Below are 19,663 nucleotides of genomic sequence, written 5' to 3'. Positions count from 1 at the left end.
TTGTTTTGCGTGAAAATCTTCACACATTTTGTCGCGTCTGCTTTTGCGGTTGATGGCGAATGCCTGCAGGCGGGTGCAGGTCGGTGCAGTCGCTGCGCGCGACACAAGCGATCATTTCGGCTGCGCAGCATGGTTGGCGTTGCAGCAATGATAAGTTGCACCCTTCACCATTTGTTATTTCTTCACATCGGGAAACCTATCCTCGCGACGTTTCCATTCGTCACTGACCCTGGGAAAACGTCACATGTGCGACAAGTGTTCTGACTCTCTGCATCTGGAATCTCACCATCAGGATATCGCGCCGTCACGGCGGTCCGCGATGCTGTTTGGCGTTGCTGCGTTCGGCATGGCCGTCGGCGGCGGAGCTTTCGCCGGCGCGGCCTACGCAAAGGACGCCAAGGCGCCGCCGAAGCCGGAGAACGTGCTTTCGCCCGACGCGTCGTTGAAGCGTCTGATGGATGGCAATTCGCGCTACGTCTCGGGCGTGTCGCGCCGGCATGATTTCAAGCACGAGCGCGAGGCGCTCGCGGGCGGACAGAATCCATTTGCGGCCGTGCTGAGCTGTGCGGATTCGCGTATTGCGCCGGAATACGCCTTCGACACCGGCCGCGGCGACCTGTTCGTTTGCCGGGTCGCCGGAAACTTTGCGGGCACCGAGACCATCGCCAGCATGGAATACGCGGTCGCCGTGCTCAACACGCCGCTGATACTCGTGCTCGGCCATGATGCCTGCGGTGCGGTCGATGCGACGCTGAAGTCGATCAAGGACGACAAGCCGCTGCCGGGCCACATTCCCTCGCTGGTCGAGGCGATCGCCCCCGCCGCGAAGGCTGCGATGCAGCAGGGCGGCGACGTGCTCAACAAGGCGATCCGGCAGAACGTGATCGACAACATTGCCAAGCTGAAGACGGCCGCGCCGATCCTCAACGCGGCCGCGGAGCAGGGCAAGCTGAAGGTTGTCGGTGGCATCTATCGGCTGACGACGGGCGCGGTCGATCTGATCGCGCAAGGCTGAACGAGTTCGTGGCCTTTCGCTTGGTTTGGCCAGTAAGGCTTACGCGGAGCTGACGCAACGGATTGGGGGCGGCTGGCGCCATGCCGCCGCCTCAATCCAAGCCTTTCGTGACAAAGTGTTTCGTTCAAGTGTCATTCAGCTGGCCAGGCGTCACATGCGCTTTGGCACCTCAACAACAAGAGCGGGCAAGCAAGCCATGCGTGGGACCAACAAGGCCTTCCTCTGTCTTCTCCTGCCGATCCTGCTGCTCGCCGCAGGTGCGCTCGATTCGGCGCGTGCACAGCAGCAGGAAAAGCGCATCGCGCTCGTGGTTGGCAACGGCGCCTATGCCAAGTCGCCGCTGGCGACGACGGCGAACGATGCCGGCCTGATCGCGCAGACGCTGCAGGCGGCGGGCTTCGACGTCGTCGGCGCGCGCGATCTCGACGGCGACACGCTGCGCAAGAGTTTCCGCGATTTCGTCCAGAAGGCGCAGGCCTCGGGACCGGGCACCGTCGCGATGGTCTATCTCGCCGGCTACGGCGTGCAGCTTGCCGGCGAGAACTATTTCATCCCGGTCGATTCCAACATCACCCGCGACACCGACATTCCGACCGAGGCCCTGCGCATCAGCGACTATGCGCGCCAGCTCGCGGCGATCCCGCTCAAGGCCAACATCATCGTGCTCGACGCGGCGCGCGCGCAGCCCTTCATCGAGGGCGGCCAGCCGATCGCGAGCGGGCTCGCGCTGGTCGAGCCCGATCCGAACATGCTGATCGCGTTCAACGCCGCGCCCGGCACGGTGGCGCCGGAGGAGCCGGGGCCGTACGGCATCTACGCGCAGTCGCTGGCTGAGATGATCCGCACCGGCGGCCTGCCGTTGCCCGAGGTGTTCGATCGCGTCCGCCTGCGCGTCAACGAGGCCAGCAAGGGCGCGCAGGTGCCGTGGAACGAGCAGAAGATCACCGCGCAATTCTCGTTCTTCGAGCGCGGGCCCGATGCACCGCCGCCGGCGGCGGCGCCCGACCAGGTCGCCGCGATCCGCAGCAAGCCGATCCGCGACCTCGGTGTGCAGGATGCCTATGCCGCCGCGCTCGAGCGCGACACGCTGCCGGCCTACGAGGAATTTCTCGCAGCCTATCCGGGCGACCCGCTCGCAAAGCGCGTGATGGCGATCGTCGCGGCACGGCGCGAGGCGATCACCTGGCGGCGGACCTATCGCACCGACACGCCCGAAGCCTATTGGTCGTATCTGCGCCGTTATCCGCGCGGGCCGCATGCGGCGGATGCGCGCCGGCGCCTTGCGATCCTCACGGCGCCGGCGGAGCCGCCGCCCACCTTTGCGATGATCGACTATGACGTGCCACCGCCGCCGCCGGAGGAGGTGGTCTATGTCGATCGTCCGGTGCTCTATTTCAGCGATCCCGATTTCGGCTTCGTGCCGCCCCCGCCGCCGCCGGTTTATTTCTGCCCGCCGCCGCCGCCCGACTTCGTCGTGCTGCCGCCGCCGCTGCCGGTGGTCGGGCTGTTCGTGCTGCCGCAGCCGGTGTTCGTGCCGATCCCGGTGTTCGTGAGGCCGCCGGTCTATGTCGCGCCGCCGCCGAACAACATCATCTACCAGAACATCCACAACACCACGGTCATCAACACCGTGATCAACCGGCCGATCGCACCGCCGCCGGGGGCGGGACCGGCGTCCGGACCAGCGAGCCTTGCGCCGGCCGTTGCCGGCCGCGCCAACCCGGTCGGCCCGGCCGTGCCGCAGGCGGTCGCGCAGCGCGCCGCGCTGATCCAGCAGGGCAAGGCACCGATGCCGCAGAGCGCGACGGTCCAGCCGACGGCACGGCCCGGGACACCGCCGGTGACGCCGGCGAATGTCGCGCCGGGGGCAGGGACGAGCCCGGCTCCGGGCACGGCGCAAGGCGCCGCGCCACATGCCGGGCCGGGGGCTGCTCCGAACGTTGCGCCACAGGCCAAGCTGCCCGCCGCCAACACGCTGCCGGTCCCCGGAGCCCATGGCGGTCCGCCGGCGCCGCCAGCGGCAGCCGCGCCCTTGCCGGGCGGCAAGCCCGCGCCGGCTGCGACGGCACCCGGCGCACCGACGCCGACGCATCCGGGCGCACCGGCGACTGCGGCAGCGCCGGCAACCGCCTCGCCCAATCCGGCAAGTCCGGCCGGCGCGCCCGGCCAGCCACCGAAGCCGCCGGTTGCACAGACCCCGCCCGGCGGGGCGCCTGCCGATCGTGCCAAGTCGGCAGCCCATGGGCCGGCCGGCGTAGCTCCGCCGGCAACCGCGACCGGCACGCCGCCCGCAGCAGCGGGACGACCGGCCTCGCCATCGCCACCGCCTTCGGCCGCGCACGAGCCGGTCAGGCCGCAGGCTCATCCGCCGGTCCCGCCGCAGGCGGCAAGACCCGCTGCGGCCCCGCCGCCGCGGCCCCAGGCTGTGGCGCGGCCCGCGCCGCCACCTCCGCCGCGCGTTTCGGCCCCGCCGCCCCGGGCTGCACCTCCGCCGCCTCGGCCGGCTCCCGTTGCCGTGGCCCGGCCCACGCCGCCCCCGGTGGCCCGCCCGGCTCCGCCGCCAGTGGTCAGGCCGGCTCCGCCTCCGCCGCCCCCTCGGGTGGCGGTCGCTCCGCCGCCGCGCCCGGCGCCCCCACCACCGCGCCCGGCAGCGCCGCCGCCGGCGGCCAAGAAGTGCCCGCCCAACCAGCCGAGGTGTTAGGGGTAGGGGTATTTACGGAAAGGGCCTCTCGCGGGCGGAAACGCCCGGGATGAGGCCCTTATTTCCTTGCTTCTGGCCGAAATGGCGCTATACAGCGCGCCATCTCACACGGAAACATGGCTCGCAAGGCCGTCCGGTGGCAACCGGGGCGAGAACGCTCCGTTTTGCTCACACGTTTCCGGAGGAACCAACCGGAGAATTCAAACGATGGCACTACCCGATTTCACCATGCGTCAGCTGCTCGAAGCTGGCGTGCACTTTGGTCACCAGTCGCACCGCTGGAATCCGAAAATGGCGCCGTTCATTTTCGGCGCGCGCAACAACATCCACATCGTCGACCTCGCCCAGACCGTGCCGATGCTGCACACGGCCCTGCAGGCCGTCAGCGACACCGTGGCCAAGGGCGGCCGCATCCTGTTCGTCGGTACCAAGCGCCAGGCGCAGGACGGCGTTGCCGACGCGGCCAAGCGCTGCGCGCAGTATTTCGTCAATTCGCGCTGGCTCGGCGGCACGCTGACCAACTGGAAGACGATCTCGGCCTCGATCAAGCGCCTGCGTCACCTCGACGACGTGCTCTCGGGCGGCGAAGCCAATTCCTACACCAAGAAGGAGCGCCTGACGCTGCAGCGCGAGCGCGACAAGCTCGACCGCTCGCTCGGCGGCATCAAGGACATGGGCGGTCTGCCCGACCTGATCTTCGTGATCGACACCAACAAGGAAGACATCGCGATCCAGGAGGCCCAGCGCCTCAACATCCCGGTCGCCGCGATCGTCGACACCAATTCGGACCCGAAGGGCATCACCTATGTGGTCCCGGGCAATGACGACGCCGGCCGCGCCATCGCGCTGTATTGCGACCTGGTCGCGCGCGCGGCGATCGACGGCATCTCGCGTGCCCAGGGCGATTCGGGCATCGACATCGGTGCTTCGGCCCAGCCGGTCGCCGAAGATCTGCCGGCGCCTTCCTCGAGCGGCTTCCAGGGTCTTGCCGGTCCCCGCGGCACCGCCGACGACCTCAAGAAGCTCCCGGGCGTCTCGGGTGCGATCGAGAAGAAGTTCAACGATCTCGGCATCTTCCACTATTGGCAGCTCGCCGAGCTCGACCACGACACCGCGCACACGATCGGCGAGGAAGTCGGTCTTCCGAGCCGCGCAGATGCCTGGGTCGCCAAGGCCAAGGCGCTGACCGCGGAAGCGGAATAGTCAGAGCGATCGGTTGGCCGGATCGGATCCGGCCACCATTTCATTCAGTTGACGCGAATTCCTGAGATGGACCGCGGCGGGGCAATCGAGGCCACGCCGCGGCAAACCGGCAGGCAAGAAGGATTTTCAACGATGGCAACGATCACTGCTGCGATGGTCAAGGATCTGCGCGAGTCCACCGGCGCAGGCATGATGGACTGCAAGGCCGCGCTGACCGAGAACGACGGCAACATGGAAGCGGCGCAGGATTGGCTGCGCAAGAAGGGCTTGTCCAAGGCCGCCAAGAAGTCCGGCCGTGTCGCGGCCGAGGGCCTGATCGGCGCGCTCACCAAGGGCAACAAGGGCGTCGTGGTCGAGGTCAACTCCGAGACCGACTTCGTCGCGCGCAACGGCCAGTTCCAGGGCCTCGTCAAGATGATCGCCCAGGTCGCCTTCGACGTCGGGGCCGATGTCGAGAAGATCAAGGCCGCCAAGGTCGGCGACGTCACGATCGAGACCGCGATCAATGACGCGATCGCCACCATCGGCGAAAACATGACGCTGCGCCGCGCCGCTGCGCTCGAAGTGAGCCAGGGCGTGGTCTCGCACTACATCCACGGCGCGGTCATCGACGGCGCCGGCAAGCTGGGTGTCCTCGTTGCGCTGGAATCGCCGGGCAAGGCCGACGAGCTCGCCGCACTCGGCCGCCAGATCGCGATGCATGTCGCCGCGACCAACCCGCTCGCGCTCGATGCCTCCGGCCTCGATCCGGCCGTGGTCAAGCGCGAGAAGGACGTTCTCGCCGACAAATATCGCCAGCAGGGCAAGCCCGAGAACGTGATCGAGAAGATCGTCGAGTCCGGCCTCAAGACCTATTACAAGGAAGTCTGCCTGCTCGAGCAGGCCTTCATCCACGACACCGGCAAGTCGGTGGCGCAGGCGGTGAAGGAAGCCGAAGGCAAGGTCGGCGGGCCCGTGAAGATCGCCGGCTTCGTGCGCTATGCTCTCGGTGAGGGCATCGAGAAGCAGGAAAGCGACTTCGCGGCCGAGGTCGCGGCGGCCAGCGGCAAGAAGTAAGCGCCGGAACACCTCCTTCCGGCGTTGCCGCCGGAAGCGGCGCCAGGGCCAAGGAAAGTGCTCATGACTGATCCGGTCTATCGTCGCGTCGTGGTCAAGCTGTCCGGCGAGTATCTCGCGGGACAGCAGGGATTTGGCATCGATCAGCCGACCATGGACCGGGTTGCGGACGATCTCATCGCCGCCCGCCAGCTCGGATGCGAAGTTGCGGTCGTGATCGGCGGCGGCAACATCTTTCGCGGCGTCGAGGTCTCCTCGCGCGGCGTGTCGCGTCCGACCGGCGACACCATGGGCATGCTTGCCACCATGATGAACTGCCTTGCGCTCGAAGCCACGATCGAGCGCAAGGGGACGCCGGCGAGGGCGCTCTCGGCCTTCGTCATGCCCGAGATTTCCGAGCTGTTCACCCGCACTGCGGCGCACAAATACCTGGCCGAAGGCCGGATCCTGCTGCTCGGCGGTGGAACCGGCAATCCGTTCTTCACCACGGACACGACGGCGGTGCTGCGGGCTGCCGAGATCGGCGCGGAGGCGGTGCTGAAGGCGACCAATGTCGATGGCGTCTACTCGGCCGATCCGAAGAAGGATCCGTCCGCGACGCGGTTCGACCGCCTGACGCATTCGCAGGCGATCGAGGGCGGCTACAAGGTGATGGACGCGACCGCCTTCGCACTTGCCCGCGAGACGTCGCTGCCTATCATCGTATTTTCGATCGCCGAGCCCGGTTCGATCGGCGCGATTCTGCGCGGCGCCGGCCACGGGACAATTGTCGCCGGCTGACGGCTCATCGGATGCGCCCTACAGCAAGGGCGCGGGTCGGGTCGCCGGGATATTGAAGGAGAAACGTGATGGCCACGGGTAATTTCGACCTCAAAGAAGTCAAGCGCCGCATGCAGGGCGCCGTCGCATCGCTCAAGCACGAGCTTGGCGGCCTGCGCACCGGCCGCGCCTCGGCCTCCATGCTCGACCCGGTGCAGGTCGAAGCTTACGGCAGCCACATGCCGCTGAACCAGCTCGCCACCGTCAGCGTGCCGGAGCCGCGCCTGATCTCGGTGCAGGTCTGGGACAAGACCATGGTCAAGGCGGTGGAGAAGGCGATCGTCGATTCCAATCTCGGCCTGTCGCCGGCGACCGAAGGCCAAGTGCTGCGCCTGCGCATCCCCGAACTCAACGAGGAGCGCCGCAAGGAGCTGGTGAAGGTCGCGCATAAATACGCCGAAGCCGCCAAGGTTGCCGCGCGCCATGTCCGCCGCGACGGTCTCGACGTCCTCAAGAAGCTCGAGAAGAATCACGAGATGTCGGAGGACGATCAGAAGCGTCACGCCGACGAGGTGCAGAAGGCGACCGACGGCACCATCGCCGAGATCGACCAGCTGCTGGCCGCCAAGGAAAAAGAAATCCTGACCGTTTAAGGCCGCTTCCATGTCCAACGCCGCCGCGCCCGCCACGGAAGGACCCGACCGGTCCGACGCGCCTGCGCATGTCGCCATCATCATGGACGGCAACGGGCGTTGGGCAGCGGCGCGCGGCCTGCCGCGGGCGGAGGGTCACCGCCGCGGTGTCGAGGCGCTGCGCCGCGTGGTGCGCGCCTCGCACGAGCTCGGCATCCGCTATCTCACCATCTTCTCTTTCTCTTCCGAAAACTGGTCGCGCCCGGCGAGCGAGATCGGCGATCTCTTCGGTCTGCTCCGCCGCTTCATCCGCAACGATCTCGCCAGCCTGCATCGCGACGGCGTCAAGGTCCGTATCATCGGCGAGCGCGAGGGACTCGAGGGCGACATCTGCGCGCTGCTGAACGAGGCCGAGGAGCTGACGCGCGACAATACGCGCCTCACGCTCGTCGTCGCCTTCAACTACGGCTCGCGGCAGGAGATCGCGAAAGCGGCGCAGAAGCTCGCCCGCGAGGTTGCGGAAGGACAGCGCGATCCTGCCTCGATCGACGCCGACACGCTCGGCGCGCATCTCGATGCGCCCGACATTCCCGATCCCGATCTCATCATCCGCACCAGCGGCGAGCAGCGCCTGTCCAATTTCCTGATGTGGCAGGCCGCCTATAGCGAGCTCGTCTTCGTGCCGATCCACTGGCCCGATTTCGACAAGGCGGCGCTGGAAAGCGCGATCGCCGAGTTCGCCCGGCGCGAGCGCCGTTTTGGCGGTCTGGTCGCGAAAACCGCCTCGTGAGCGAACCCGACGCCGCACCGGCGGGCGAAAGGCCTGCCCCGAGCAATCTGGTGATGCGAGTCCTCGCAGCCCTGGTGTTGGCGCCGCTCGTCATCGCGGTGGCCTATGCCGGCGGATGGCTGTGGGCGCTTCTCGTTACCCTGGTGTCGATCGGATTGTTCGCGGAATGGCTGATGGTGGTGGGTGCGGGCTCGACCGCGCTGACCGGAGCAGGGACGATCGTCATCGCCGCGATGGGACTGTGCGTCGCCGCCGGCGCACTCAAGACCGCGATCATCGTCGGCTGCATTGGCGGTGCGATCGTGACGCTGATCGCGCGCGGCAAGTTCATGTGGGCGGCGACCGGCTTCGCCTATGCAGCGGCGGCGCTGCTCGCTTCGATCCTGGTGCGGAAGGATCTCGTCAACGGCTTCTCCGCGCTGATGTTCGTGCTGCTGGTGGTGTGGGCAACCGACATCGGCGGCTATTTCGCCGGCCGCAGCATCGGCGGACCGAAGCTCTGGCCGCGCGTCAGTCCGAAGAAGACCTGGGCCGGAGCCTTTGGCGGCTTCACGGCGAGCCTTGCGGTCGCTGCCGGCTTTGCTGCCTGCGGGATCGGGAAGGCGGTTCCATTGCTGCTGGCCAGCGCCGTCCTCTCGGTGGTCTCGCAGCTCGGCGACCTCTTCGAATCGGCCGTGAAGCGGCGCTTCGATGTCAAGGATTCCAGTCACTTAATTCCCGGCCATGGCGGTCTGTTGGACCGTCTGGACGGCTTCGTTGCCGCCATTCTGATGGCATGGATTATCGGTTTCCTCCGCCATGGTGTGCATAGCGCCGGAAGCGGTCTTATGGTTTGGTGAGGATATGAGCGCCGTTCCCTTGCGTAACAACAGGCCTGCTGCGGCCGATATCCGCAGCGTCACGGTCCTCGGTGCCACCGGCTCGATCGGCGACAGCACGATGGATCTGCTGCGGGCGTCGCCCGAGCGTTACCGCGTCGAAGCCTTGACCGCGAACAGCAATGTCGAAGCGCTGGCCAAGCTTGCGAAGGAATTTTCCGCGCGCTTCGTTGCGATCGCCGACAGCTCCAGGCTCGCCGACCTCAAGGCCGCACTCGCGGGCACAGCGACCGAATGCGGCGCCGGCGAAAGCGCGGTGATTGAAGCCGGTGCGCGTCCCGCCGACTGGGTCATGGCGGCCGTCAGCGGTGCGGCCGGACTGAAGCCGGCGCTGGCTGCGGTCGATCGCGGCGCGCATGTCGCGCTCGCCAACAAGGAATGCCTGGTTTGCGCCGGCGATTTCTTCATGCAGCGCGCTGCGAAAGCAGGCGCCTGCATTTTGCCTGCTGATTCCGAGCACAATGCGTTGTTTCAGGCGCTCGCCTCGGGCAACCGCGACGAGCTCGTCCGCGTCATCATCACGGCCTCGGGTGGTCCGTTCCGGACCTGGAAGCCCGCCGACATCGAGCAGGCGACGCTCGAACAGGCGCTGAAGCATCCGAACTGGAGCATGGGCCAGAAGATCACGATCGATTCCGCCTCGATGATGAACAAGGGCCTCGAGGTGATCGAGGCGTCCTATCTGTTCGCGCTCTCGCCCGACGAGATCGACGTGCTGGTGCATCCGCAGTCGATCATCCACGGCATGGTGGAATTCTCCGATCGCTCGGTGATGGCCCAGCTCGGTTCGCCCGACATGCGCACGCCGATCGCGCATTGCCTCGGCTGGCCCGACCGGATCAAGGGCCCGGCGGCCAAGCTCGACCTCGCCAAGATCGGCCAGCTGACCTTCGAGGCACCGGACTTCGAGCGGTTCCCGGGACTGCGGCTGGCTTTCGACGCGCTCCGCACCGGGAAGGGGGCGACCACCGTCTACAACGCCGCCAACGAGGTTGCGGTCGCCGCTTTCATCGCCGGCAAGATCCGGTTCGGCGCCATCGCCCGCCTGGTCGAGGCGACGCTCGACGACTGGATCCGCAGCGGGAACCAGGCCCCCATGACCTCAGCGGATGATGCAATCTCTGTTGACCATGTTGCGCGAAATAGAGCTGCCGCCCTATTGCCTCAAATTGCCTTAAAGGCATCCTAGTTAATTCGGGGCCAGGGCCGAGCGGCGCTGGGCGAGGGACATCGATGATCGACTTTTTTACCCATAGTTTTAATACGTTGAGCCATGGGCTCCTCGGCTACGCAGTTCCCTTCCTGTTCGTCCTGACGATCGTCGTGTTCTTCCATGAGCTTGGCCATTTCCTGGTCGCGCGCTGGGCCGGCGTTCGGGTGTTAACCTTTTCGCTCGGTTTCGGACCTGAGCTCGTTGGTTTCAACGACCGCCATGGCACCCGCTGGAAGATCTCGGCGATCCCGCTCGGCGGCTACGTCAAGTTCTTCGGCGACGAGAGCGAAGCCTCGACCCCGTCGACCGAGAAGCTCGCGGCCATGACGGCGGAGGAGCGCGCCGGCAGCTTCCACCACAAGAAAGTTGGTCCACGCGCTGCCATCGTCGCAGCCGGCCCAATCGCCAATTTCATCCTCGGCGCCCTGATCTTTGCAGGGATGGCCCTGTATTACGGCAAGCCGAGCACGATCGCGCGGGTCGACGGCGTCGTTGCGGACGGCGCTGCTGCGGCCGCCGGTTTCAAGGTCGGTGACGTCGTCGTTCAGATCGACGGCAAGCCGATCGAGAGCTTTGCCGATATGCAGCGAATCGTTGCGATGAATGCCGGCTCAGCGCTTGCCTTCCAAGTGAAGCGGGACGGCGCCGTCGTGTCGCTGACGGCGACGCCGGCGCTGCTCGAACGCAAGGATCCGTTCGGCAACAGCCACAAGGTCGGCGTGCTCGGCGTCGAGCACAAGGCCCAGGCCGGCGAGACCTCGACCGCGCCGGTCGGGATCGGCGAGGCGCTCAAGATCGGGGTCGAGCAGGTCTGGTTCATCATCACCAGCACCTTCAAGTTCCTGGGATCGCTGTTCGTCGGACAGGGCAATCCCAACGAGGTTAGCGGCGTCCTGGGCATTGCCAAAATGTCGGGTCAGGCCGCAAGCGCCGGGTTCCAATTCGTGATCAATCTGTGCGCCGTGCTGTCGGTGTCGATCGGCCTGCTGAACCTGTTCCCGATCCCGCTGCTCGACGGCGGTCACCTTATGTTCTATGCGGCGGAAGTGGCTCGCGGCCGGCCCTTGTCCGAGCGGACCCAGGAGATGGGATTCCGAATCGGACTGGGCCTGGTGCTGATGTTGATGGTGTTTGCCACCTACAACGACATCCTCAGGATGGCGGCGTCCTGATAGGGGCTTTTTTGTGGCGTTGTGCATGGCGTTGCTGATCAGCAACGTCTTGGAATGAAATTGAAATTACGATGTCTGCTGCCGTTTGCGGCATCGAGGAAATTGGCTACAAGCGGCATCGAACTTGGGGAATCTCCAGACCGGCGTTGGGGTTGGGTCTGGCACGTTGATAAGGGCGCGTTGCGCATGAAGTTTGGACTGCGACTCCGGGGGGGCTTGCTCGCAACCCTGATCATGTTCGGCGCGCCGGTGCTTGCCCCGGTTGGGGCTGCTTTTGTGTCTTCGTCTGCGGTTGCCCAGACCGTCCAGTCGATTTCCGTCGAGGGAAATCGTCGTGTCGAGGTGGAGACGATCCGCTCCTACTTCAAGCCCGGTCCCGGCGGCCGCCTCGATCAGGGCGCCATCGATGACGGCCTCAAGGCCCTGATCGAGACCGGCCTGTTCCAGGACGTGCGAATCAACCGCGGCGCCGGCGGCCAGATCATCGTCTCCGTGGTGGAAAACCCGGTGATCGGCCGCATCGCGTTCGAGGGCAACAAGAAGATCAAGGACGAGCAGCTCACCGCGGAAGTTCAGTCCAAGGCGCGCGGCACCTTCTCCCGTGCCATGGTGCAGTCCGATACGCTCAGAATCGCCGAGATCTATCGCCGTTCCGGCCGTTATGACGTGCGCGTGACGCCCGAGATCATCGAGCAGCCGAACAACCGCGTCGACCTCGTCTTCACGATCGAGGAGGGTGCCAAGACCGGCGTCAAGTCGATCGAGTTCATCGGCAACAACGCGTTCTCGTCGTACCGTCTGCGCGACGTCATCAAGACCCACGAATCGAACCTGCTGAGCTTCCTCGCCAGCAGCGACATCTACGATCCCGATCGCGTCGAGGCCGACCGCGACCTGATCCGCCGCTTCTATCTCAAGAACGGTTTCGCCGACGTCCAGGTCGTCGCCGCGCTCACCGAATACGACCCGGAGAAGAAGGGCTTCAACGTCACCTTCAAGATCGAGGAAGGCTCGCAATATCGCGTCGGCGCGGTCGATTTCCGCTCCAGCATTCCGAACTTCGATCCCTCCTCGATGCGCAGCTATTCGCGCGTCAATGTCGGCTCGCTCTACAACGTCGAATCGGTCGAGAAGTCGGTCGAGGAGATGCAGATCGAGGCCTCGCGCCGCGGCTACGCCTTCGCCGTGGTCCGTCCCGGCGGCGACCGCAATTTCGAGGCGCACACCGTCTCCGTCGTATTCAACATCGACGAGGGCCCGCGCACCTATATCGAGCGCATCAACCTGCGCGGTAACACCCGCACGCGCGACTACGTCATCCGCCGCGAGTTCGACATCTCGGAGGGCGATGCCTACAACCGCGCGCTGGTCGATCGTGCCGAGCGGCGCCTGAAGAACCTCGATTACTTCAAGAGCGTGAAGATCACGACGGAGCCCGGCTCCTCGAGCGACCGCGTCATCCTGATCGTCGACATGGAAGAGAAATCGACCGGCGACTTCTCGATCTCGGGCGGTTACTCCACCACCGACGGCGCGCTCGCCGAAGTTTCGATCTCCGAGCGCAACCTGCTCGGCCGCGGCCTGTTCGCCAAGGCGTCGGTGACCTACGGCCAGTATGCACGCGGCTATTCGCTGTCGTTCGTCGAGCCCTATCTGCTCGACTACCGCGTCGCGCTCGGCCTCGACCTCTATCAGCGCCAGCAGCTGTCCAACAGCTACATCTCCTACGGCACCAAGACGCTCGGCTTCTCGCCGCGCCTCGGCTTCTCCTTGCGTGAAGATCTGGCGCTGCAGCTGCGCTACTCGATCTACCAGCAGGAAATCACGCTGCCGTACTATCTGGCGAACTGTAACAACGTCGTCGGCTCGCCAGCCTTCAACCCGAGCCCGGCCTTCGCCAACGCCAACGGCATCGACCTGAGCTCGACCAGCGGCCTTGGCTGCTACAGCGACGGCGAAGCCTCGCTGCCGGTGCGCAAGGAACTCGCCAACGGCAAGACGCTGACCTCCGCGCTCGGCTACACGCTGACCTACAACACGCTGGACAACAACAAGAACCCGACCGACGGTCTGCTCATCGACTTCCGTCAGGATTTCGCCGGCGTCGGCGGCGACGTCTCCTACCTGAAGTCGGTCGTCGATGCGAAGTACTACGCTCCGCTGGTGTCGGACATCGTCGGCCTCGTGCATTTGCAGAGCGGCATGCTGAACAAGATCGGCAGCCAGGATCTGCGCATGCTCGATCACTTCCAGATGGGTCCGAACCTCGTCCGCGGCTTCGCTCCGAACGGAATCGGTCCGCGCGATTTGAACCCTTACGGCACGCAGGACGCCATCGGCGGCACCAAATATTGGGGCGCTTCGCTCGAATTGCAGATGCCGTTCTGGTTCTTGCCGAAGGAAGTGGGCTTGAAGGGCGCGGTCTACGCCGACGCTGGTGGTCTCTATGATTATCAGGGGCCGACGACGTGGTCGGTGACCAACGAGATGACCACGACCAAGAACTCGAACTGTACGCCCTCGACGATCAACCCGGCCACGCCCGGCACCTGTACCGGCCTGGTGTATGACAACGGTAACGTCGTCCGCTCGTCAGTCGGTGTCGGCCTGATCTGGCAGTCGCCGTTCGGTCCGCTGCGCTTCGACTACGCCGTGCCGCTGACCAAGGGCAAGAACGACCGCACGCAGGAATTCCGGTTCGGCGGCGGCACCACGTTCTAATTCAAACAGCACGGCATGATCTGTTCCCCAGGGGTTTCCTTTGGATTTCCCTGGGGATCGGCCTTTCAAAAAGATCGTGCTCAATCCGTGAGATAAGGCATGATGCGGCCTTACCGCTTCATGCCGAAGCCGGACCGCGACGGGGTGGAATGGCGCAGCCGACCTTCTTCACAAAACCGCCTGCGACAGCGCTGGCCGATATCGCCACGCTGACCAAGGCCGAGCTGGTCGACCCCACTCGGGGCGGCCACATCATCACGGGCCTGGCTTCGCTCGACGAAGCCGGCCCGATGCATCTGACGTTCTTCGACAACCTCAAATACGCGGATCAGCTCAGGGCGACCCGGGCCGGGGCCGTTCTGGTCAGTCCGCGCTTCGAGGCCGAGGTGCCCGCGCATGTGGCCGTGCTGCGGGCCAAGCAGCCGTTCCGGGCCTTCGTCGGGATCGCCCGCGAATGGCACGGCGATGCGCTCCGGCCGCAGTCCTGGACCGCGACGTCAGGCATTGCGCCGTCGGCCATCATCGATCCCACCGCCCGGCTCGAGGACGGCGTGATCGTCGAGCCGCTGGCGGTGATCGGGGCGGATGTCGAGATCGGCAGCGGCACCGTGGTTGGCGTGGGCGCGGTGATCGGGCCGGGCGTCAAGATCGGCCGGGACTGCAATGTCGGCGCCCGCACGGCCATCCAGTGCGCCCTGATCGGCAACAACGTGCTGATCCATCCGGGGTGCTCGATCGGCCAGGACGGCTACGGCTTCATCTTCTTCGGCCCGGAGGGCCATCTGAAGGTGCCGCAGACCGGGCGCGTGCTGATCCAGAACGACGTCGAGGTCGGTGCCAACACCACGATCGACCGCGGGTCCCTGCGGGATACGGTGATCGGCGAGGGGACCAAAATCGACAATCAGGTCCAGATCGGCCACAATGTCACGATCGGGCGGCACTGCCTGCTGGCGGCCCAGATCGGCCTCGCCGGCAGCCTGACCATCGGCGACAATGTGGCGCTGGGAGCGAAGGTTGGTATCAACAATCACCTCAAGATCGGCGATGGAGCCCAGGTCACCGCGATGAGTGCGGTCAAGGACGACATCCCGCCGGGCGGTCGCTGGGGAGGACATTTCGCCAAGCCGACCAAACAATGGTTCAAGGAAATTATCGCGGTGGAGCGCCTGGTACGCGACAGCAAGGCCGATCCGAAAGACGAGGGACGGGAATGACGGAGGAATCACCGATCAAGTTTGCGCTGGTGGATATCAACGCGATCCTCCAGACGCTGCCGCATCGCTTTCCGATGCTGCTGATCGACCGCGTGATCAACATCCGCGCCGATTACAGCGGCATCGGCATCAAGAACGTCACCTTCAACGAGCCGGCCTTCCAGGGCCATTTCCCGGAGCGCCCGGTCTATCCCGGCGTCATGATGATCGAGGCGATGGCGCAGACGGCGGGCGTGATCGGCATCAAGTCGGTCGAGGGCACCGAGAAGCCGCGCGCGGTGTATTTCCTCACCATCGACAAATGCAAATTCCGCAAACCCGTGCTGCCCGGCGATACCATCGAGTATCACATGCGCTCGCTCGGCCGCCGCAAGGCGATGTGGTGGTTTCACGGCGACGCCAAGGTCAACGGCCAGGTCGTCGCGGAAGCCGATGTCGGTGCCATGCTGACGGACTGAGGGTGGTTCAGCGGACTTAAAGTGCCGGATGAAGTCGCTGAAGTCGCCAGACGGCTGGCTCGACCGGTATCTGAAATGCGCCGAGATGATACGTCACTGGACAGACCGGGCGAAGTCGCGCTAACCACGGAAAAGCCAGCAACTTCAACACATAAGCAGACCTTTTTGATGAGCAGGATTGATCCCACCGCACGGGTCGCGGACGGCGCCGTGATCGGCGAGGGCACCGAGATCGGACCGTTTTGCATCATCGGTCCGAATGCCGTGATCGGCGCGAACTGCAAGCTGATCGGACAGGTGACGGTCATCGGCCACACGTCGATCGGCGACGGCTGCGTGATCTCGCCGTTCGCGGTGCTCGGCGGCGCGCCGCAGGATCTCAGCTACAAGGGCGAGCCGACCACGCTCGAGATCGGCTCCGGCAACACCATCCGCGAAGGCGCGACGATGAACGTCGGCACCGTCAAGGGCGGCGGCAGGACGCGCGTCGGCAATGACGGCTACTTCATGAACAACAGCCATGTCGGCCATGACTGCACGGTCGGCAACAATGCGATCTTCGCGACCTCGGCGACGCTGGGCGGCCACTGCGAGATCGGCGACGCCGTCTATATCGGCGGCCTCTCGGCAGTGCACCAGTTCACCCGCATCGGCTCCTATGTGATGGTCGGCGGCCTCTCGGGCGTGCGCGACGACATCATCCCTTACGGGCTTGCCAATGGCCAATATGCGGTGCTGGAGAGCCTCAATCTCATCGGCATGAAGCGGCGCAAATTCACCAAGCAGCGGCTAGCGACGGTGCGGGGGTTCTACCAGAAGCTCTTCCTCGGCCCCGGCACCTTTGCCGAGCGGCTTGAGGCCGTCCAGCCGCTCGCGAGCGAGGATCCCGCGATCGCCGAGATCCTCGGCTTCATCGGCAAGGGCAAGCGCCCGCTCTGTCTTCCCGCCATCGAGAAGTGATCCTGGAATGGCCGCGGACATGACATCGGCGGCTTCGCAGGTTTCGTCGCCGGTCGGCGTGGTCGCGGGCGGCGGCGCCATGCCGTTCGCAGTGGCCGATTCGCTCGCCGCGCGCGGCATCACGCCGGTGCTGTTTCCGCTGCGCGGGGCCTGCGATCCGGCGCAGGTGGAGAAATTCCGCCACCGCTGGATATCGGTCGGCCAACTCGGCCGCGCGATGCGGCTGTTCCGCGAGGAGGGCTGCCGCGACCTGATCTTCATCGGCACATTGGTGCGGCCCTCGCTGTCCGAGATCCGGTTCGACTTGAAGACGCTGCGCCTGCTCGGCAACGTCATCCGCGCGTTCCGCGGCGGCGACGATCATCTGTTGTCGGGCGTCGGCCGCATGCTCGAACAGGACGGCTTTCGCATGGTCGGCATCAAGGATGTCGCGCCTGACCTCTTGATGCCGGAAGGCTGCATCAGCCGCGCCTGGCCGAACGAGAATTCCAAGGGCGATATCGAACGCGGCCGTGCGGTGCTGAATGCGCTCGGCCCGTTCGACATCGGGCAGGCCGTCGTGGTGATCGACGGCCATGTGGTGGCGGTCGAGGACATCGAGGGCACCGATGCGCTGCTCGCGCGCGTAGCCCGGCTGCGCGAGGAGGGCCGCATTCGTGCCGCCACCGGCCGCGGCGTGCTGGTCAAGGCACCGAAGAGCGGCCAGGACCTGCGCTTCGACCTGCCGACGATCGGCCCGCGCACCATCGAGGGCGTTGCGAAGGCCGGCCTTGCCGGCATCGCGGTGATCGCCGGCAACACCATCGCCGCCGAGCCGCAGGCGATGGTCGCGCTCGCCGACGCAAAATATCTCTTCATCATCGGCCTGCCGGCGTGATGCAGTCCCGCGATCCCAAGCGGAAGATTTTCCTGATCGCGACGGAAGAATCCGGCGACCGGCTCGGCAGCGCCTTGATGAAGGTGCTGCGCCAGCGCCTCGGGGACGGCGTGCAGTTCGTCGGCGTCGGCGGCCGCACCATGGCGCGCGAGGGGCTGGAGACGTTGTTTCCGATCGAGGAGCTGTCGATCGTCGGCTTTGCGGCGGTGGTGCAGCAACTGCCGAAGATCCTGCGGCTGATCCGCCAGACCGTGGACGCCGTGCTGGAGGCCGCGCCCGACGCGCTCGTCATCATCGACAGCCCCGATTTCACCCATCGCGTCGCCCGCCGCGTGCGCGCGAAGAATCCGGCGATCCCCGTCATAGACTATGTCTCGCCCTCGGTCTGGGCGTGGCGGCCGGGCCGGGCGCGGGCCATGCTCGGTTATGTCGACCACGTGCTCGGCCTGCTGCCGTTCGAGCCGGAGGAATATCGCAAGCTCGGCGGGCCGCCCTGCAGCTATGTCGGCCACCCCCTCATCGAGCAATTGGGCTCGCTGCGGCCGAACGCTGCGGAGCAGGCGCGTCGCGACACCGAGCCGCCGGTGCTCCTCGTGCTGCCCGGCAGCCGCCGCAGCGAGATCAGGCATCATCTGGATGTGTTCGGTGCCGCACTCGGCCGCTTGCAGGCTGGGGGCCGCGCGTTCGAGCTGATGCTGCCGACCATGCCACATCTCGAAGCCAGTGTGCGTGCAGGCATCGCGAGCTGGCCGGTCCAGCCGAAAATCGTGATCGGCGAGGCGGAGCGGCGTGCCGCCTTCCGCATCGCGCATGCCGCGCTGGCCAAATCCGGCACGGTGACGCTCGAGCTCGCGCTGTCGGGCATTCCGATGGTGACGGCCTATCGCGTCGGCGCGATCGAGGCCTTCATCCTGCGCCGCGCGATCCGGGTCTCCTCGGTGATCCTCGCCAATCTCGTGATCGGCAAGGATGTCATTCCGGAGTATCTGCAGGAGGACTGCACGCCGGAGAAGCTCGCGCAGGCGCTGTCCGCGGTGCTGGCGGACACGCCGCTGCGCCGGCAGCAGGTCGATGCGTTCGCGCGGCTCGACACCATCATGTCGACCGGCAACACATCGCCGAGCGTGCTCGCCGCCGACATTGTGCTCGCGACGATGCGGAAGGGGCGGCGGTAAAGGCGACGGCTTCGTAACAGGGGCAAAGCGAAGCGTGCCTTTAGGCGAGACGCGCGACGTCGACGATGATCCGTTTGCGATTGTCGGGATCGACGAGCACGGGCAATTCGACGCCAGGGGCCGTGCGGCTCTCGCGGCGGCTTGCGCTGCTGAAGGACATGCGCGTGACCGCGTCCCAGCCTGCGGCACCATTCGGATCGTTCACCGCGACGGCGATGTCCCATGTTCCTCCCGGAGCGCTGCTCGGCCGCACCTCGTGCGCGCTCAGCACCGTGGCCGTGGTCTGCACCAGACCGAGTGCGGCACCGGCGCCGGCGAGCGCGATTTCGGTCTGCTGCGGCGTAAGGCCGTTGACCAGCGCAGGCGATGCTGCGGCGTGTTCCACCTCGCGCCAGATGCGGGGAAACGGGCGGCGCGGCGCGTCAGGCTGGCCGTTGCCGCGCAAATGCTCCGCAAGCTGTTCGGCAGCTTCCCGCCCGGTCGGCACCTGATCCCATTCGATCCTGAACCGCCGGGGATCGGCGCGGTCCACGGTGACCGGAAGCATCATCCCCGGGCGCGGCCATTTTGGCTTGGGGACGTCGTAGCCGCTGTGCTGCACGGCCGTTGCGGCGAGACGCTCTGCAGTGATCACCCCGTCGATGACGCAGCGCGGAAGAAGTACGGTCTCGCCGGCCACATCGGGAAATGGCGAGCAGGACTCTACCTGCAGCCATCCATCCACCGGGTTCGTGATCCGCATCGGCCTGACCTGTGCTGACTCGTTCTTTCGGGTGTGATCGCAAACAAAAACGGCGCCATCGTGAGATGGCGCCGCTTCGAAAGCCATGTCGGCT

General features: G+C 66.0%; 17 protein-coding genes. 16 read left to right on the top strand and 1 reads right to left on the bottom strand.

What is annotated here, in order from left to right:
- The first annotated feature begins 244 nt into the window (after nt 1-244).
- The 16 genes from HYH08_RS05090 to lpxB all read left to right on the top strand — a co-directional run bounded on the left by HYH08_RS05090 (nt 245) and on the right by lpxB (nt 18,827).
- A complete protein-coding gene (locus HYH08_RS05090) occupies nt 245-1,015 on the top strand; it encodes a carbonic anhydrase (RefSeq protein ID WP_220008652.1) in 771 nt (256 codons plus the stop codon).
- A 196-nt stretch (nt 1,016-1,211) separates the two neighbouring features.
- A complete protein-coding gene (locus HYH08_RS05085) occupies nt 1,212-3,716 on the top strand; it encodes a caspase family protein (RefSeq protein ID WP_220008651.1) in 2,505 nt (834 codons plus the stop codon).
- A gap of 207 nt (nt 3,717-3,923) precedes the next feature.
- Complete coding sequence (locus tag HYH08_RS05080) at nt 3,924-4,919, top strand: 30S ribosomal protein S2 (protein WP_220008650.1); 996 nt, start codon at nt 3,924-3,926, stop codon at nt 4,917-4,919.
- Nucleotides 4,920-5,051: 132 nt separating this feature from the next.
- Nucleotides 5,052-5,975: a translation elongation factor Ts gene (gene tsf, locus HYH08_RS05075; RefSeq protein ID WP_220008649.1), complete on the top strand. Its 924-nt coding sequence runs from the start codon at nt 5,052-5,054 to the stop codon at nt 5,973-5,975.
- A 63-nt stretch (nt 5,976-6,038) separates the two neighbouring features.
- A complete protein-coding gene (pyrH, locus tag HYH08_RS05070) occupies nt 6,039-6,755 on the top strand; it encodes a UMP kinase (RefSeq protein ID WP_220008648.1) in 717 nt (238 codons plus the stop codon).
- Between the two features lie 68 nt (nt 6,756-6,823).
- Nucleotides 6,824-7,387 (top strand): ribosome recycling factor, encoded by a 564-nt coding sequence (gene frr, locus HYH08_RS05065; protein WP_220008647.1) that lies wholly within the window; start codon nt 6,824-6,826, stop codon nt 7,385-7,387.
- A 10-nt stretch (nt 7,388-7,397) separates the two neighbouring features.
- Nucleotides 7,398-8,156 carry an isoprenyl transferase gene (locus HYH08_RS05060; protein WP_220008646.1) on the top strand — a complete coding sequence of 253 codons (759 nt, stop codon included), beginning with the start codon at nt 7,398-7,400 and terminating at the stop codon, nt 8,154-8,156.
- A complete protein-coding gene (locus HYH08_RS05055) occupies nt 8,153-8,995 on the top strand; it encodes a phosphatidate cytidylyltransferase (RefSeq protein ID WP_220008645.1) in 843 nt (280 codons plus the stop codon). Before HYH08_RS05060 ends, HYH08_RS05055 begins: the two co-directional genes overlap by 4 nt.
- Nucleotides 8,996-8,999: 4 nt before the next feature.
- Nucleotides 9,000-10,223 (top strand): 1-deoxy-D-xylulose-5-phosphate reductoisomerase, encoded by a 1,224-nt coding sequence (gene dxr / locus HYH08_RS05050; protein ID WP_220008644.1) that lies wholly within the window; start codon nt 9,000-9,002, stop codon nt 10,221-10,223.
- Between the two features lie 44 nt (nt 10,224-10,267).
- Nucleotides 10,268-11,419: an RIP metalloprotease RseP gene (gene rseP / locus HYH08_RS05045; RefSeq protein WP_220008643.1), complete on the top strand. Its 1,152-nt coding sequence runs from the start codon at nt 10,268-10,270 to the stop codon at nt 11,417-11,419.
- A gap of 186 nt (nt 11,420-11,605) precedes the next feature.
- Entirely contained in the window at nt 11,606-14,140 is a 2,535-nt protein-coding gene (gene bamA, locus HYH08_RS05040) for an outer membrane protein assembly factor BamA (RefSeq protein ID WP_220008642.1), read from the top strand.
- A 149-nt stretch (nt 14,141-14,289) separates the two neighbouring features.
- Nucleotides 14,290-15,357: a UDP-3-O-(3-hydroxymyristoyl)glucosamine N-acyltransferase gene (lpxD, locus tag HYH08_RS05035; protein WP_220008641.1), complete on the top strand. Its 1,068-nt coding sequence runs from the start codon at nt 14,290-14,292 to the stop codon at nt 15,355-15,357.
- The gene (gene fabZ / locus HYH08_RS05030) at nt 15,354-15,815 is read left to right on the top strand and encodes a 3-hydroxyacyl-ACP dehydratase FabZ (RefSeq protein WP_057756061.1); all 462 of its coding nucleotides are present in this window, start codon (nt 15,354-15,356) and stop codon (nt 15,813-15,815) included. The genes lpxD and fabZ overlap by 4 nt, the downstream gene beginning before the upstream one ends.
- 168 nt (nt 15,816-15,983) lie before the next feature.
- Nucleotides 15,984-16,775 (top strand): acyl-ACP--UDP-N-acetylglucosamine O-acyltransferase, encoded by a 792-nt coding sequence (gene lpxA / locus HYH08_RS05025; protein ID WP_220008640.1) that lies wholly within the window; start codon nt 15,984-15,986, stop codon nt 16,773-16,775.
- 19 nt (nt 16,776-16,794) lie between these two features.
- Nucleotides 16,795-17,652: an LpxI family protein gene (locus HYH08_RS05020; protein ID WP_220008639.1), complete on the top strand. Its 858-nt coding sequence runs from the start codon at nt 16,795-16,797 to the stop codon at nt 17,650-17,652.
- Nucleotides 17,649-18,827, top strand: a complete 1,179-nt coding sequence (gene lpxB / locus HYH08_RS05015) for a lipid-A-disaccharide synthase (protein WP_220008638.1) — start codon at nt 17,649-17,651, stop codon at nt 18,825-18,827. The genes HYH08_RS05020 and lpxB overlap by 4 nt, the downstream gene beginning before the upstream one ends.
- Nucleotides 18,828-18,867: 40 nt before the next feature.
- On the opposite strand, the gene HYH08_RS05010 is transcribed toward lpxB, so the two are convergent.
- The gene (locus HYH08_RS05010) at nt 18,868-19,656 is read right to left on the bottom strand and encodes a hypothetical protein (protein WP_228747538.1); all 789 of its coding nucleotides are present in this window, start codon (nt 19,654-19,656) and stop codon (nt 18,868-18,870) included.
- Nucleotides 19,657-19,663 lie beyond the last annotated feature (7 nt).

The organism is Bradyrhizobium sp. BR 10289 (genome assembly GCF_019455385.1).
Taxonomy (GTDB): domain Bacteria; phylum Pseudomonadota; class Alphaproteobacteria; order Rhizobiales; family Xanthobacteraceae; genus Bradyrhizobium.
The sequence above is the reverse complement of the archived record's forward strand: the minus strand, read 5'-3'. Positions and strand labels throughout refer to the sequence as shown.

Bases quoted from the DNA above. Each gene is read 5' to 3' on its own strand.
- HYH08_RS05090 (WP_220008652.1), top strand. From the start codon at position 245: ATGTGCGACAAGTGTTCTGACTCTCTGCATCTGGAATCTCACCATCAG.
- HYH08_RS05085 (WP_220008651.1), top strand. From the start codon at position 1,212: ATGCGTGGGACCAACAAGGCCTTCCTCTGTCTTCTCCTGCCGATCCTG.
- HYH08_RS05080 (WP_220008650.1), top strand. From the start codon at position 3,924: ATGGCACTACCCGATTTCACCATGCGTCAGCTGCTCGAAGCTGGCGTG.
- tsf (WP_220008649.1), top strand. From the start codon at position 5,052: ATGGCAACGATCACTGCTGCGATGGTCAAGGATCTGCGCGAGTCCACC.
- pyrH (WP_220008648.1), top strand. From the start codon at position 6,039: ATGACTGATCCGGTCTATCGTCGCGTCGTGGTCAAGCTGTCCGGCGAG.
- frr (WP_220008647.1), top strand. From the start codon at position 6,824: ATGGCCACGGGTAATTTCGACCTCAAAGAAGTCAAGCGCCGCATGCAG.
- HYH08_RS05060 (WP_220008646.1), top strand. From the start codon at position 7,398: ATGTCCAACGCCGCCGCGCCCGCCACGGAAGGACCCGACCGGTCCGAC.
- dxr (WP_220008644.1), top strand. From the start codon at position 9,000: ATGAGCGCCGTTCCCTTGCGTAACAACAGGCCTGCTGCGGCCGATATC.
- rseP (WP_220008643.1), top strand. From the start codon at position 10,268: ATGATCGACTTTTTTACCCATAGTTTTAATACGTTGAGCCATGGGCTC.
- bamA (WP_220008642.1), top strand. From the start codon at position 11,606: ATGAAGTTTGGACTGCGACTCCGGGGGGGCTTGCTCGCAACCCTGATC.
- lpxD (WP_220008641.1), top strand. From the start codon at position 14,290: ATGGCGCAGCCGACCTTCTTCACAAAACCGCCTGCGACAGCGCTGGCC.
- fabZ (WP_057756061.1), top strand. From the start codon at position 15,354: ATGACGGAGGAATCACCGATCAAGTTTGCGCTGGTGGATATCAACGCG.
- lpxA (WP_220008640.1), top strand. From the start codon at position 15,984: ATGAGCAGGATTGATCCCACCGCACGGGTCGCGGACGGCGCCGTGATC.
- HYH08_RS05020 (WP_220008639.1), top strand. From the start codon at position 16,795: ATGACATCGGCGGCTTCGCAGGTTTCGTCGCCGGTCGGCGTGGTCGCG.
- HYH08_RS05010 (WP_228747538.1), bottom strand. From the start codon at position 19,656: ATGGCTTTCGAAGCGGCGCCATCTCACGATGGCGCCGTTTTTGTTTGC.